Origin of the sequence: Sporomusa rhizae (genome assembly GCF_041428845.1) — a bacterium.
Lineage (GTDB): Bacteria > Bacillota > Negativicutes > Sporomusales > Sporomusaceae > Sporomusa > Sporomusa rhizae.
Map to the genome: position 1 here is coordinate 2,715,806 of NZ_CP156925.1, position 14,826 is coordinate 2,730,631.

Annotated in this window: 12 protein-coding genes and 1 tRNA gene; all 13 read right to left on the reverse strand. The window is 41.0% G+C overall.

From position 1 onward, the window contains the following. Window positions 1-58: 58 nt before the first annotated feature. A complete protein-coding gene (locus SRRS_RS12645) occupies window positions 59-1,570 on the reverse strand; it encodes a peptide MFS transporter (protein ID WP_371369320.1) in 1,512 nt (503 codons plus the stop codon). Between the two features lie 610 nt (window positions 1,571-2,180). Continuing rightward, the gene (locus SRRS_RS12650; protein ID WP_371369322.1) at window positions 2,181-2,999 is read right to left on the reverse strand and encodes a prolyl oligopeptidase family serine peptidase; all 819 of its coding nucleotides are present in this window, start codon (window positions 2,997-2,999) and stop codon (window positions 2,181-2,183) included. 23 nt (window positions 3,000-3,022) lie between these two features. Next, entirely contained in the window at window positions 3,023-3,661 is a 639-nt protein-coding gene (locus SRRS_RS12655) for a hypothetical protein (protein ID WP_371369324.1), read from the reverse strand. Between the two features lie 371 nt (window positions 3,662-4,032). Further along, window positions 4,033-4,109 (reverse strand) — tRNA-Pro (locus SRRS_RS12660). A 225-nt stretch (window positions 4,110-4,334) separates the two neighbouring features. Further along, window positions 4,335-5,618, reverse strand: coding sequence for an FAD-dependent oxidoreductase (locus tag SRRS_RS12665; protein ID WP_371369326.1), 1,284 nt, complete (start codon window positions 5,616-5,618; stop codon window positions 4,335-4,337). Between the two features lie 144 nt (window positions 5,619-5,762). Beyond that, a complete protein-coding gene (thrB, locus tag SRRS_RS12670; protein ID WP_371369328.1) occupies window positions 5,763-6,668 on the reverse strand; it encodes a homoserine kinase in 906 nt (301 codons plus the stop codon). A gap of 20 nt (window positions 6,669-6,688) precedes the next feature. Next, complete coding sequence (locus SRRS_RS12675; RefSeq protein ID WP_371369330.1) at window positions 6,689-7,981, reverse strand: homoserine dehydrogenase; 1,293 nt, start codon at window positions 7,979-7,981, stop codon at window positions 6,689-6,691. Between the two features lie 10 nt (window positions 7,982-7,991). Then, window positions 7,992-8,441 (reverse strand): ACT domain-containing protein, encoded by a 450-nt coding sequence (locus SRRS_RS12680; RefSeq protein ID WP_371369332.1) that lies wholly within the window; start codon window positions 8,439-8,441, stop codon window positions 7,992-7,994. 152 nt (window positions 8,442-8,593) lie between these two features. After that, window positions 8,594-10,072, reverse strand: a complete 1,479-nt coding sequence (gene spoIVA, locus SRRS_RS12685; RefSeq protein ID WP_371369334.1) for a stage IV sporulation protein A — start codon at window positions 10,070-10,072, stop codon at window positions 8,594-8,596. A gap of 149 nt (window positions 10,073-10,221) precedes the next feature. Next, the gene (locus tag SRRS_RS12690) at window positions 10,222-11,286 is read right to left on the reverse strand and encodes an NAD(P)H-dependent glycerol-3-phosphate dehydrogenase (protein ID WP_371369336.1); all 1,065 of its coding nucleotides are present in this window, start codon (window positions 11,284-11,286) and stop codon (window positions 10,222-10,224) included. After that, window positions 11,261-11,881 (reverse strand): glycerol-3-phosphate 1-O-acyltransferase PlsY, encoded by a 621-nt coding sequence (gene plsY, locus SRRS_RS12695; RefSeq protein ID WP_371369338.1) that lies wholly within the window; start codon window positions 11,879-11,881, stop codon window positions 11,261-11,263. The genes SRRS_RS12690 and plsY overlap by 26 nt, the downstream gene beginning before the upstream one ends. A 19-nt stretch (window positions 11,882-11,900) precedes the next feature. Next, entirely contained in the window at window positions 11,901-13,226 is a 1,326-nt protein-coding gene (der, locus tag SRRS_RS12700) for a ribosome biogenesis GTPase Der (RefSeq protein WP_371369340.1), read from the reverse strand. A 167-nt stretch (window positions 13,227-13,393) separates the two neighbouring features. Continuing rightward, the gene (locus SRRS_RS12705; protein ID WP_371369342.1) at window positions 13,394-14,701 is read right to left on the reverse strand and encodes a DUF512 domain-containing protein; all 1,308 of its coding nucleotides are present in this window, start codon (window positions 14,699-14,701) and stop codon (window positions 13,394-13,396) included. Window positions 14,702-14,826 lie beyond the last annotated feature (125 nt).

Here is a 14,826-nt window from a genome sequence, read left to right on the forward strand (position 1 = left end):
TGTGACTACTATCAGGCTCTTTCTTCTGATTATTACTTCCTCTTTGCTTTAAGAAGGATTATGCACTTATGCTTGTTGGCATTTCCTCTTTTGAGTCGATCATTTTATTAAGCAAGGGTAATAGGATAAATAGGAGGATCCCTACGCCAATTGCAATACAGCCAATGATACCGAACGTGTGAGAATAGCCGGCATTCGTCAATAGAGGGTTAGTTTCATTTGAATTGCCCATAGCCCAGTTGGAAATATAAGTAGAGCCAACTGCCGCCACGCCGGAGGTCATCATCCAAATACCCATCATCATTCCCTGCAATTTTTTCGGTATTAGCTTTCCGACCATCGCATATCCGATTGGGGAGATACAAAGTTCGCCGATGCTTTGCAAAATATAGGACCAGAATACCCAGCTAAAAGCTACCAAACCGGTTGTTGCATCCGCCAGGCTGATACCTAAAGGCAATATGACAAAACCAATGCCAATTGAAGTTAATGAAATAGCAAACAGTGTGGGGTTTGAAATAGTAAAGCCGCGCTTGCGTAAAATATCTAATAACCAAGCCATAGCCGGAGCACCAAAAACAATTACTACGGTATTTATATTTTGAACCCATTGCGGAGCAATTTTAATGGAATTTCCGAAAATCTCCATGATGTTATTTACATTGTTATCAATAAAGATGACCAAGGCCATCGGAGCAAGCTGGTATAACATCCAGAAGACCAGGGAAGACATGGTGAGAATAAAGAAAACCAACATTCGGGCCTTTTCTTGCAATGTTGGCCTTGATAGGGAAATGGCCAGAGTGACGGCCCACATTGCAATACCGGTGCCAATTAATAAGTAGTTGCTTAAGTCGGAATTTTTAAGTAAAACATTCAAGGCTGCAAAGAGTCCAAATATAATAAGGTAAGCTTTCCACAACTGTTTGTGCCGTTCCCCAACCGGTTTATCCGTAAGGTAAGTATCCTTGTCGGCTAAAATCTTCCAGTTAAGGAGTACAACTACAATGGCGACCAAGTTTCCAATGCCACCGAAAAGAAATAAAGAGGTGTAATCGGCAGCTAATTCATAATAGCCACTCACTGTAAAGCCAATAAAAAAGCCAATATTCATGCCGCTGTAGTTCCATAAAAAGGCCTTTTCCCGCCGCGGGTCTTCCGCGTCAAACAACTGGGTAAGCATATTATTTATACAGGTTACATTGAGACCGCATCCCGTCAGGAACATGGCCAATCCCAGGAACATCGTAAAAATAGTACATTGTGCCATAACAAAGCAAGCTATCAGTTGAAACACCATACCGATAATAAAAAGGTGACGATTGGAAATAAACCTCCCGCTCATGTAGCCGCCAAGAAAATGCAGCCCGTAATTGAAGGCGGCGAAGCTGCCCATTACGGCGGTTGCCATATCTGTGGGTATTTCCAGTTTTTTTGTTGCATAAAGTACTAACGTTGAGTAAAGAATTGCATATCCAAGCGTGGAAAAAGTCTGAATGAAAAATAAAGCGCCTGTTGCTTTGGACATTGATTTATCCGTCTGGGCTTGCGGGGTACTTGATTCAACCATGTTTATCACTGCTCCTTTTTTATTTTTACGGAGATCACTGCCTCCGCCCGGATCAAAGGTAAAGCTTTTGAAATGTCTAATTCGCTCACATCGTTGCTACTTCTTCATCTATCTGGAAATTCCTGCCAAAAAGTCCGGCGGAAGTGGACATTTTTTGATATTGCCATTTTTACGAACGACTATGAAAATGTAACTTTCATTAAGTAGACATTAAAATAAAGACAGGTCATTAATGACCTGCCCTTTATATGTGTACAATATGTAATTTTGTCCACTTAAAATTGCTTTAGGGGACAACTCTGGAGATAGATTAATACAAAAGCGGATTCGCAATACCTGCGAACCCGCGAATTTTCTGCTCGGAGAGTGAACGTGCGGTCTCTCCCACCCCAACATAGGCTAGCGGCTTTGTCAGTAAGAGTAATCTAGAAAATTCAAGTTCGTGAGTATGTGGATCTCTTTTGGCTGTAATGCAGTAAGCATCGAATGACCTAGATTAGGTGTTATGTCCGATAAATTTTTTATGAGCAACTGAGTCTGACTCTTGACCGATGGCAAAAACATCGGTATCAGCTGTTCAGCAAGCTACTTACTTTCACTATTGTTTATATCAATGCAGATGAGTACGAGTATTGGTAAGAAACCAATCATAAAGTTCTTGATTTTTATAAACACCAGCGATGTAGTGTCCTTGACCGGGCAGAATCGTGAAACGAGGTGTACCTCCTTGATTGCGTAGTGCATCAAGGATAGCTTCATCATTTTTTAGTGGAGCAATAGTATCTTTTTCGCCATGAAAAGCCCATATTGGCATAGAAATCATTTGCTTACTCCAATTTGTGGGAATTATTGGTTTGGCAGCGGCCAGAGGAGCGATTGCTGCGAAATATTCCGGATGCTGACAAGCTAAAGACCATGTGCCCCTTCCTCCCATACTTGTTCCTGTTAAGTAAACTCTGTCCTGATCTATACGATATTTCTTTAAAACTTCATCAAGCAGTGTAACTAGAATATCTGGCTTATTCACCCAGTCATCATTTTCGGAACATTGTGGTGCAAGAACAACAAAGGGAAAATCGATGCGGCGTTCTGCAACCCAGGTTGGACCATATTCCTTCACTAAATCTAAATTTTGTCCACGAAGTGAACTTCCATGTAAAAATAAAATTAATGGCCACCGATTGGTAGTTTGGGTGTATCCAGCAGGGAAAATAAGTAGGTATTGAATTGTTTGATCTTTATATGTAAAAGTACTTCTTTTTTCCACAAAAGTATCTGATGGTTCAATAGTTTCATTTGTAGGTGGCGCAAGTATTGATGATGATTCAATATTTACGTCCTTCCGTTCATTAGCATTAAAACTTTCTTGATAAAAATAACATGATACTAAAATCAACAGAAAAATTATGATGCCAATCGTGTTCTTCAAAATAGCATCCCTTTCCAATCATCTTAATGATAAACGTACGGATGAATGTTCATTATTAAAGTTGATCGCTCATTGTCAGCGTGGTGGTAATATTCAATATCATAATTCATATTATTGTATGTCTTATCATACCACCCTTTCATATAATCATTTTTTTGATAAATTTCTTTTGATGGCTTGTTTAATCTTGCTTCTATTACATTTTCTAACGCTTTGACATTCGGAGTTATGCCCGATATTTTAAAACCCAATGACAAATGATCCTTATTTGAAATCCATATTAATTCACAATACAAACTGTCTTCCAAATAGTATGATCCAGCATAAAATTCTTCCTGACTAAGACGGTTTATTTTTCCGTCAAATAATTGTTGGATATTAGTCTGTGGAGTTTCTAGGTATTGCATTACCGTGGCAAACAAGACCGCACCTGTCCAGTCAACTTTTTGTGGTTTAGTAACAATATTCGTTGTAAAATCATTTCTTGATTCATTAGCATTAGCCGGTTTATAAATCCTCTTATTGGGTACTGACGATTTTTCTACTATCGGTTGCTGATCAGCAGCGGTTTTATCATGCTGATTCACGTTTAGTGCTATTGCAGTTAATCCTAAGAAAGGGATAATTATTATATAACAAATTGTAATCCAAGTTCGTTTCATGGTATTTGCTCCCTGGCAAGACGTTAAATTGAATGCATATCATTGTCTATTAGTCAGAAAATAATAAAACAATAGGCAACAAAAAGAACTGTAGCTTATGAATTATATACTACTGGAATTTATTATCAAAGACAATAACAGTTGTCTTATATTATCATTGCAAAAAAAATGTGCATGAAGATTAAAAAAGCATTCTTCAATGGAATGTGTAAGTATTTTGGAGTTTCCTATTTGATCATCCGCTAGGTGAAATAATCGTTCAAGGCATTTTCACGATGGTGTTATCAGGGTAGTTTTGGTTTGACAATAAAAAAAACCTTGCAAGTAAAACTCGCAAAGTCCTAACTTATCTAGATTTTTTCTTGTAATTCTGGTCGGAGCGACACGACTTGAACGTGCGGCCTCTACCACCCCAAGGTAGCGCTCTACCAAACTGAGCTACGCCCCGATATTTATGCCGTCATTTATTTTCTTATATGTGCTGACTGACAAATTATATTTTACCTAATTTACGCTGTGTTGTCAACAGCACAGCCCCGCTTTTTATGGAAGCTTCGATTAGTCTGTTTGTTTCGCCCAACGGCATAGACGGGTATGGATTTTACCTTGAAGTGTTATGCCAACATCTAGATAAGGCGGAAAATCGTAGTTATTTAAAACTTTCCCATTACTATTATTTGATGGGTCGGGCAAAAATATTGGTTAAACCTGTTTTGGCTACACGATCTTTTATTTTTTGGACATCAGTAGTATATAAGCCTTTTTCCTGCATACGCTTGAAATAGTCGGCGCCGGAAAAAGTGTATTTAAGTTTTAAGCCATCTTCTGTTTGCATCTGTTCTCTGACATGGGCAATCGCATCTCCAATAGCCAAGGATTCAGGCAGTACTAAAAGTTCTTTTCCTAAAGTATAGCGAACGGCGTTGTGACCTGCTAGTGTGCCTGTAACAATGGCTTCGGTATGACCTACCAAGAGCCCGGCTTTTTCGCCGCCGCAAAATAGATTGTCTACGCCTTGAACCTTAAGGGTATTATCACGAGGAGACAGCGCCGTAAACCGCATCGAATTCCCTACGCCACCGGCATAGGGATCTTCGTAACGGGCATTTTCAAACCCAGGTATCTTCCTCAATTTGTCCAGAGGATAGAATGGTGACATCAGTTTGGCATGGCCGGTATCAAGAAGAATTAGGTTGTCAGCAAATTCTTTTAAGGCATACTGTTGACAGGCTTTAATTGAAAGAGAATCAGCCTTCTTTAGCTCCTCCGGGATAGGGACAACAACAACTCCTTTGGTATTAAGTTCATTGACAATATTTTGACTTAAGGATTCTTTATGAAGCTTGCATGAACCACTCATTGCGCCCAAACTCCCATCCGCTTTTCTTCCGAGCATTTCCCTAACACCAGCGCGGGCGGCAATACTTATCCTAGGGCCAAACGACGGGCAGCGAATAATGCACATTACGCAGCCGTTACCGTATTTGCTGCATTGACCTTGTGGGCCAGCTGTACCGGTAGCTTCGACAAAAGCATCACCGTATACTTCGTCGTCTTTGTCGGTAATAACGGATTTAATTTTTTGACCTTCCATAGTAATATCGCGTACTCTGGCCATAAGGTTATAGGTAATACCATAACTCTCTAAAACTTTTCTAATGGCAGGTTCAATATGGGCAACATCATAAAGGGTAACATGTTTATGGCCGGGAAATTCAATGTTTTTGTGGCGGGCAACTTTGTCAATTGCCTCAAATATATCACCACCGCCCAGTGCAAAGGCTTCTTCAGTAGCTGTGAAGCGGCCATTGTTGCGCATGATACCACCGACTAATCCTGTACCAAGGAGCATATCTGCTCGCTCAAGCAGGATTACTTCCTCTGCCCCGGCTTTCTTTGCGGATACGGCTGCACTGCAGCCTGCCCACCCCCCACCAATAACGATTACTTTAGCCACGAGGGATACCTCCTGTTGTCGTAGTAGTAAACTAAGCCTGAGCTCTAATCCTAATGGTAAAATTCAGTCAGTTGAAGTTATTGTGTCGTAAAAATACATAAAATAACCCCTGCTCATTTATTTTGAGCAGGGGTTCGTTATTAGCTATAATTTAATTGCGCCTTGCGTATCGATATTTAGTATATGAAACTTTGCTTCTACATTATGGATTCTGAAGGCTTTAACCATTGCGTGCCCTACTTCCTCGGGATTGCTAGAAGTAAAGGCTATAAGACAGGGGCCGGCACCGCTTAACGCGGCTCCCAGGGCTCCGGCTTGACGAGCTGCTGACAGTACCTGCGCCATACCCGGAATAAGTTTTTCACGGTATGGTTGATGTAATTTGTCCTCAAGCGCTGAAGATAGTAGTTTTAGTTCGCCGGAACACAAAGCACCAACTAAGAGCGCTGTCCGGCCTACATTGAAAGCTGCATCGGAAAAAGGTACCGAGTCCGGTAAAACTTTACGGGCCGCCTTTGTCGATAAATTAAACGCAGGAATAACAACTACCATAGAAAAGCCGCTGGGTGGCAGGAAGCGTAAGTACTGGGTATTACCGCTGTCTAGGATACTAATGGTAATCCCGCCAAAAATAGCTGGAGCCACATTATCGGGATGACCTTCAAGAGCGGTTGCCATGTCAAGAATATTTTCTTTAGTAAGCGAGTTACCGGTTAGTTCGTTAGCAGCGATAAGGCCGCCGACGATGGCTGCAGCACTACTTCCCAGTCCCCTTGCTAAAGGAATGTTATTTGTCAGTTTCAATTGGATACCTTGATAATTGTGGCCGGTTTTGGCTAGAACCATTTTAATTGCCTTAACGGCAACATTGGAATTATCGGAGGGGATGGCTCCCGCACCTTCGCCAATTACTTCGAGAGATATCCCGCCTTCATTGCTCAAGCTAAGCTCCAGCTCGTTATATATTGTACAGGCTATGCCGACCGCATCAAAGCCTGGACCGCAGTTGGCCGTTGTTCCCGGTACGCGGATTTTTACGGCATTTGCCATGGTATCGCCACCTTGTTATGCTATGAAATTTGTTCTGCTTCTACGCGAATTACGTTGCCAATTTTACTCACTATGGACATACCAAGCAAGGTATTCATGGCTAGGCGGATGCTTTCATCCGATACCCGGTAGGTTATAAGTACAAGTTCGGTTGCAGAACCAACTTTACGTTTCTGAATTACTGAGTGCAGGCTGACCTGTTGAGCGCCAAAAGCGCCGGCGATTGCCGCTAGCACACCCGGTTTATCCTCTACTAATAACCTGATATAGTAAGGGGATTCAGTCTTGTTAACAGGATATATAGGTTTTTGTTCAAAGCAAGTGCACAAGATTCTACTGCTGACATTATGGCGAATATCACGGGCAACATCAATAATATCGGCAGTTACTGCACTGGCTGTTGGTAATTCCCCTGCGCCGCGGCCATAAAACATAGTTTCTCCTACGGCATCACCTTTGATAAATATGGCATTGTATACGTCATTTACTGCGGCCAACGGATGCGTATTGGGTAAGAACGCCGGATGTACCCGGACGTTGATGCCGTGTTCATCTTGTTTGGCTACAGCGAGAAGTTTGATTACATAGCCAAGTTCCCGGGCGTACTCTATATCCTCAATAGTAATATTAGTTATCCCTTCAACATAGACGTCATCCAAGGTAATTCTGGCACCAAATCCGATAGAAGCCAAAATAGCAATTTTGCGGGCTGCATCGTAACCACCAACATCAGCTGTAGGGTCGGCTTCAGCGTAGCCTTTACTTTGGGCTTCTGCCAGCACATCGCCGTAATCCATTTTTTCATTAGTCATTTTGGTGAGCATATAGTTGGTAGTACCATTGACAATACCCATAATGTCGCTAATTTTATTGGCGGCTAAGCACTGTTTAAGTGGTCTGATAATGGGAATACCACCGCCAACGCTAGCTTCAAATAAGAAATCGGTATGATTTTCTTCGGCCGCTTCAAATAGTTCGCGGCCATGTTTAGCGACGACGTCTTTATTTGCGGTAATAACATGTTTGCCCGCGTTAAGTGCGGCTAACATATAGTCTTTAGCAGGAAATTCGCCACCCATAATTTCAACAACAACCTTGATGTCAGGGTCAGTTAATATTTCATCAAAATTGGTGACAATCTGAGCATCTGTAGCTATATCTCTTGTTTTATTGGGATTTCGTACCAGTATTTTCTTTATAATAACGGGTGCTCCTACCTTTTTTTCAATGTTAGGAGCATGATTAGATAATATTTTTACAACACCGGTACCGACAGTCCCCATTCCCAGCAAGGCAATATGGATTGCGCTCATAGTTCTCCTCCTAAGCTTGACCTAAAACTTCTAGCCTTTTCACTCCGTCTACCATGCGTAGTTTGTCAAGCATTGCTTCCAAATCAATAACTAACTCGGCAGTCTCAATGGAGATTGTTGCGTTGGCAACTCCCTGTAACGGGATGCCCTGATTGATGGTAAGTACGCTTCCATGTTCATTAGCGATAGTGTTTAAAACTCTCGATAATACACCTGATTTGTGCTCTAATAATAAAGCAAGTGTAACAATTTTTTCTTTACTAGCTTCGTAAAACGGAAATACATAGTCCTTATATTTATAATAGGCGCTACGGCTTAATTCCATTTTTTCTACGGCTTCGTTAATTGTTCTTGCTTCTCCACGTTTTAATAACTCTTTTACTTTAATTGTTTTCTTTATCGCTTCAGGCAAAATCTCTTCCCGAACTAGATAAAAAACGGCTTTTTGACCTGTAACCATACGATTCCCTCCTTGGTACTGCTGTTGCGGATTTATATCTGTATATGGTAGACATTATATCATCAAATAGCGTATAAATACAAGCGAAAATACAAAAAAAAAGTCAGCCCTTTACAGACTGACGATTAGTTTTGTGAAAAATATAGTCCTTTTTAAAAAATGATACATATTAACCCGCCACTACCATCATTTACAATCTTCTGCAGTGTATCTTTTAGTTTTATTTGTGCATTTTCCGGCATACCTGTCAGTTTATTTTGAATACCTTCACGGACAAGTTCATTTAATGATTTACCAAATAAATTGGTTCGCCAGATTTTTTCAGGTTCTCCTTCAAATTCACGCATAAGATATTGTATTAGCTCTTCACTTTGTTTTTCAGTACCGATAATTGGTGAAATTTCAGCTTGCACATCTGTCCTAATAATATGTAAAGATGGTGCAGAAGCCTTAAGTTTTACACCAAAACGATTGCCTGTACGTATAATTTCGGGTTCTTCCAATATCATTTCATCAAGCTGTGGCGGTACTATACCATAGCCTGTTTGTTCAACATCCTCAAGAGCCGTGGAAATCTTATCATACTGCCGTTTGGCTACAGAAAGATCTTTCATGAGACGTAATAGATGATGTTCGCCAGTAATGGTGAAGCCGGTTAGTTCTTCAAGAACACTATAGAATAGATCACAGCGGGCGGTCATTTCAATAACGGCAATGCCGCTGCCAAGATCCATGTCGTGAAGGATTACGTCGGCAACAAAGTCATAACCTGATAAATCATCAATCGCTCTGTCTATATCGCGTAGTCGACGGATATATTGAACTACATCACTAACTGCTCCCTCAAATTTTTGACGAAGCCAATGGTCTTTATCAAGTTCTTCGACCCATTTAGGCAGTGTAATGTTAACTTCTTTAACGGGGAATTCATATAATACTTCTTGCAAAATACCATAGATGTCATCATGTGTTAATTGAGCGCAGTCTACAGGAATAACCGGTACGTCATAATTTCCTTCTAACTTAGCTACAAGTTCCCGGGTATCTTTAGAATTTGGTCTATTAGTATTAAGAAGAACTAAAAAGGGTTTTTGAAGTTCTTTTAGTTCTGTGATAACGCGTTCTTCAGCCGGAATATATTTATCTCTAGCCAGATCGGTAACAGAACCGTCTGTAGTAATAACTAAACCGATTGTTGAGTGTTCGGTTATTACCTTACGGGTGCCAACCTCGGCTGCTTCCTGGAACGGAATTTCATTTTCGAACCAGGGTGTGAGCACCATGCGAGGGCCTTCTTCTTCTTCGTAGCCAAGTGCGCCATCTACTGTGTAGCCAACGCAATCTACAACCCGCACCCGAACATTTACATTGTCTTTAACATTGATTTCGACTGCCTCATTGGGAATAAACTTAGGTTCGGTAGTCATAATAGTTTTGCCGCCTGCGCTTTGTGGCAGCTCATCTTTTGCGCGTTCCTTGTCATAAGGATCAGTAATGTTAGGCAGTACCATGGTCTCCATAAAACGCTTAATAAAAGTAGATTTACCAGTGCGGACTGGGCCGACTACACCAATATAAATATCTCCACCGGTGCGTTCGGCGATATCTCTAAACAGGTCGAATTTTTCCATCTGGCGTCTCCCTCCCTGATTACGGTAATTGTCATTATAAATATATGACAGGCCACTCCAAATATTACAAAATATAAAAAAGTATGGTAACTAAAAAGTAAATCATACCTTACTTTATTAGCTACCATACTTTTTTATGCCAAGTTTATTTAGTTCCAATTTAAATTATTAAGTGCAACTTCTTCAACTTCATTGGTTTTGGTACGTGTCATCAAATCAAGGACAGCATCTTTAGGGGATTTATTTTGGTAGAGAACTTGGTAAATTTGTTCGGTTATCGGCATTTCAATGTTATATTTGGTGGCAAGCTGATTTGCCGCTTTTGTTGCGCGTATGCCTTCAACGACCATAGAAGTTTCATCCTGAATTTGTTCGAAAGTTTTACCTGCTGCCAGCAGAAGGCCGGCACGACGATTGCGACTGTGCTTGCTGGTGCAGGTAGCAATAAGATCACCAATACCAGCAAGGCCGGCGAAAGTTAACGGATTTGCGCCCATCGCCATACCAAGTCTAGTAATCTCGGCTAAACCACGGGTCATTAAGGCTGATTTAGCGTTGTCACCAAATCCTAACCCCTCGGAAATACCAGCTCCAAGAGCAATGATATTTTTAAGTGCTCCCGCCAACTCTATACCGACAATATCAGGGTTAGTATATACACGAAAGAATGGCAGCATAAAGGTCTCTTGTACATACTCGGCTATTTTGCGGGATTCAGCCGCAGCTACTGTGGCCGTAGGAGACCTTAGTGCTACTTCTTCGGCATGATTAGGACCGGATAAAACGGCAATATTATTAGCAACTACAGGCAATTCTTCAGCAATTATCTCTGACATACGTTTTACAGTATTTAGTTCTAAACCTTTTGCGGCATTAACAATAACTGCGTTAGTCTGGATAAGCGGTGATAATTTTGCGGCTGTTTCGCGTATCGCATGCGATGGTGTAGCTAACACGAGTAATTGTGCGTTAATTGCGGCTTTAGCTAAATCATTTGTAATTTGAACTGCTTCCGGTAATTTACAACCAGGCAAATAGTCGGGATTTTCTCTAGTTGACGCGATAAGTTCAGCTAGTTTGCCAGATCTAACCCACAGCATAACAGAACTATGCTTTTGTCCTAATACGGAAGCTAAAGCTGTGCCCCAGCTGCCTGCGCCGATTACTGCAATATGCATTTTATTAAAATCACTTCTCCTTTTCGGAACTGACATCCGGCTTGCACCCGGCTTTAATTTTGGATTCTTGACCTTTTAAGAGACGTTCAATATTGGGGCGATGTCTGACAATAACAAATAAAGCGGCCAATATGCCAAAATAAAAAAACTCCTGTCTGGCATTTAATAACCACATAGTAATAGGTACCAAAGCCGCTGCAACAATGGATGCCAATGATACATAGCGTGTAAAATATACTATGAGTGCCCATACAATAAAAACAATTAGCGTAACTTTAGGAACAATAATTGCAATAACACCAAGACCTGTCGCTACACCGCGACCACCCTTAAACTTTAAAAATGCTGACCAGTTATGACCAGCAATAGCAGCAATGCCGCCGATTAATTCAGTCAAAGCAGTATGGCCGAGGTACTGTCCAATGAGTACCCCAGCCACACCCTTCAATGCATCGGTAAGAAATACCCAGAACGCGGGCCACGGACCAAGCGTTCTAAATGCATTAGTAGCTCCAATGTTTTTGCTGCCGAACAGCCTTAGATCGACTTTATAAAAGCTTTGGCCGATTATTAGCCCATTGGGAATTGAACCAATTAAATAGCTGGTGAGAATAACCAGCATATATTCCATTATTCCACTCTCCTATTTGTTACTCATCCTTTTCTTTGCGGCCACGAACCACTAATTTAAGTGGAGTGCCTTCAAACCCAAACGCTTCTCTTAGTCTATTTTCTAAAAAGCGCAAATACGAAAAATGCATAATCTCTGGGTCATTGACAAAGAAAATAAAAGTAGGCGGCTTAACGTCAGGTTGAGTGGTAAAATAAATTTTGAGACGGCGGCCTCTTTCTGACGGCGGTGGATTAATTGCAGTGGCATCTTCAATTACTTGGTTAAGTACGCTTGTAGCTACCCGCATGGAATGTTGTTCAGCTACATATTTTATTAATTCAGTTACCCGGTGAACCCTTTGCTTAGTAAGCGCGGAGGTAAACAGCACCGGTGAGTATTGCATAAAACCAAGTTCTTCACGAATTGTTTCGGTAAATTTTAGTGATGTTTTACCGTCTTTTTCAATTAAATCCCATTTATTAACGACAATTACGCTGGCTTTGCCCGCTTCATGGGCATAACCGGCAATTTTTTTATCTTGTTCTGTTACGCCTTCTTCGGCATTGATAACCATTAATACGACGTCACAACGGTCGACAGCCCGTAAGGAACGGATAACGCTGTAACGTTCGACCGGCATATCGATTTTTGCTTTGCGGCGCATACCGGCTGTATCGATCAAAACATAAGCCTGGCCGTCTTTAGTAAAGTGTGTATCAATTGCGTCACGAGTTGTGCCAGGGATGTCACTGACGATAACCCGTTCTTCACCGATAATTGAATTCACCAAAGATGATTTGCCGACATTAGGCCGCCCAATAACTGCAACTTTAATTTGATCATTGTCTTCTTGCTCAGTATGTTCTTGCGGCATGTTTTCAACAAGTCTGTCAAGCATATCGCCAATATTAAGGGCATTAGTAGCCGAAATGGCAATTGGGTCGCCTAAACCGAGATTGTAAAATTCATAGATATCGGCTTCATTTTTCATATTGTCTACTTTGTTAACTACTAACAAAACGGGTTTTCTGGTGTTACGCAAAATTATGGCCACTTCATTATCCGCTGAAGTCATTCCGGTTTTGCCATCGACAATGAACATGATAACATCAGCTTCGTCAATGGCTAGTTTGGCTTGATTGCGCATTGCAGTAAGAATTTTGTCATTGGTTTCAAATTCAATACCGCCTGTATCAATCATAGTAAATTCTCGTCCCAGCCATTCGGCATCCATATAAATTCTGTCACGGGTAACTCCGGGCATATCTTCAACGATGGATAGACGGTTTTTACCAATATAATTAAATAGTGTAGACTTACCGACATTAGGCCGGCCAACAATTGCAACGATTGGTTTACTCATTGAATACCACCTTGTACATTTATAAAAATCTATTCCTAGTATACCAGAATGTCAGGCTAAAGGCTGCTTATGCTTATTATATAGCCGTAGTTTTTCCTTTACCATTGCCTATATATACTTGATGAAATAAGAGTGTCGGATTTACCTGTTACATCATAACTTGCTTGCTATCGCCAAGCGGCAAGCAATTGTTTTAAATCTTGGGCAGAATAAGCGCTGCGTATAGGCACTTTAAGTTCATCGGCAATAGCATCGGGTGTGAGATTATCCAGGAAAACTTGTTCACCTTTTCTAAGGGCTACTCCTGGAATTATAATACCCGCCCGCGGTTCCGAAAGTTTTTCCAAAGCATTAATTATATCGCCGCCGGTTAATAGGCCCGTTACGGTGACATCACGGCCAAAAAACTTGTTGTCAACAGGGATAACTCGAACTGTTAAATTGGGAATTGAAAAATTAGCAAGAAGCGGTGAAAGGATTCTTTCTGCAGAAACACCGCAAACAACATCAATATAATGTGGCTGATCATAACCACTAGCGGTTACTTGTGCTTCTTCCCATTCAGCCAGAAAACTACGAACAAGCCCAATGCCGTTTTCTAGTTGCGGAAACTCGTCATAGGATTCGTAACCAGGGATTTCTTTACCGGCAGCTAAGTAAAATTCATCCGCCAGATATACAAAGGATTCCTGGCTTTCTTTGCGGCATTTTTTTTGCCATTTGTGAACAATTTTAATGACTTCCGCTGCTGCTTCAGGCGAAAACTTGGTTAAAGGATGACAATTGTCACGGTAGCGCGTAAGTCCAACCGGAACAATAGCTAATGACAGCACCGATGGATGCATAGCATATAGATCGCTGATAGTTTTTTCTAATTCTTTGCTATCATTGTAGCCTGGGCATAGCACTACCTGGGTGTGAAGGCTAATATCTTTATCTACCAACTCTGTAAGTTGGTCCATTATTTTACCCGCCTGTTTACCACCGAGCATCCTCTCTCTTAGTTCACCGTTCGTGGTGTGTACTGAAACATAGAGCGGTGATAAATGCAGTCTGGCAATTCTGTTAAGATCCCGAGGACCTAGATTGGTAAGTGTTATGAAATTACCATATAAAAAAGACAGTCGATAATCGTCATCTTTGATATACAGGCTGTCCCGCATTCCTGGCGGCATTTGGTCAACGAAGCAAAAAATACATTTGTTCGCACACGGGCGAACCCTGTCAAATACAGCAGTTTCAAACTCTAACCCTAAATCTTCGTCAAATTCTTTTTCAATAGCTATTAATTCCTGTTCACCAGAAATTCGCTCTATCAGCAGTTCAATTTCTTCTTCAGCCAAGGCAAAGCTGAGATCAATAATATCTTGAACAGCCTCTCCATTTACTTCTAGTAAACAGTCACCGGGGATTAGGCCGATTTCAGCACCGATACTGTCATTTCTGACTTTAGATATAACGCCTTTATATGTCAAAGTATTCCCCCCTTCTTTTAATATTCCGTTAGTAGATATATTTTCCTGCAAAGCGTAGTATTAAACGGTAAAATAAAATGTTCTGTTTAAAAAAAAATATAAAAGGCAGGACATAGCCTGCCTGA

Excerpts from the sequence above, each read along its gene's own strand:
- SRRS_RS12645 (WP_371369320.1), bottom strand. The coding sequence starts at position 1,570 with ATGGTTGAATCAAGTACCCCGCAAGCCCAGACGGATAAATCAATGTCC.
- SRRS_RS12655 (WP_371369324.1), bottom strand. The coding sequence starts at position 3,661 with ATGAAACGAACTTGGATTACAATTTGTTATATAATAATTATCCCTTTC.
- thrB (WP_371369328.1), bottom strand. The coding sequence starts at position 6,668 with ATGGCAAATGCCGTAAAAATCCGCGTACCGGGAACAACGGCCAACTGC.
- SRRS_RS12675 (WP_371369330.1), bottom strand. The coding sequence starts at position 7,981 with ATGAGCGCAATCCATATTGCCTTGCTGGGAATGGGGACTGTCGGTACC.
- SRRS_RS12680 (WP_371369332.1), bottom strand. The coding sequence starts at position 8,441 with ATGGTTACAGGTCAAAAAGCCGTTTTTTATCTAGTTCGGGAAGAGATT.
- spoIVA (WP_371369334.1), bottom strand. The coding sequence starts at position 10,072 with ATGGAAAAATTCGACCTGTTTAGAGATATCGCCGAACGCACCGGTGGA.
- SRRS_RS12690 (WP_371369336.1), bottom strand. The coding sequence starts at position 11,286 with ATGTCAGTTCCGAAAAGGAGAAGTGATTTTAATAAAATGCATATTGCA.
- plsY (WP_371369338.1), bottom strand. The coding sequence starts at position 11,881 with ATGGAATATATGCTGGTTATTCTCACCAGCTATTTAATTGGTTCAATT.
- der (WP_371369340.1), bottom strand. The coding sequence starts at position 13,226 with ATGAGTAAACCAATCGTTGCAATTGTTGGCCGGCCTAATGTCGGTAAG.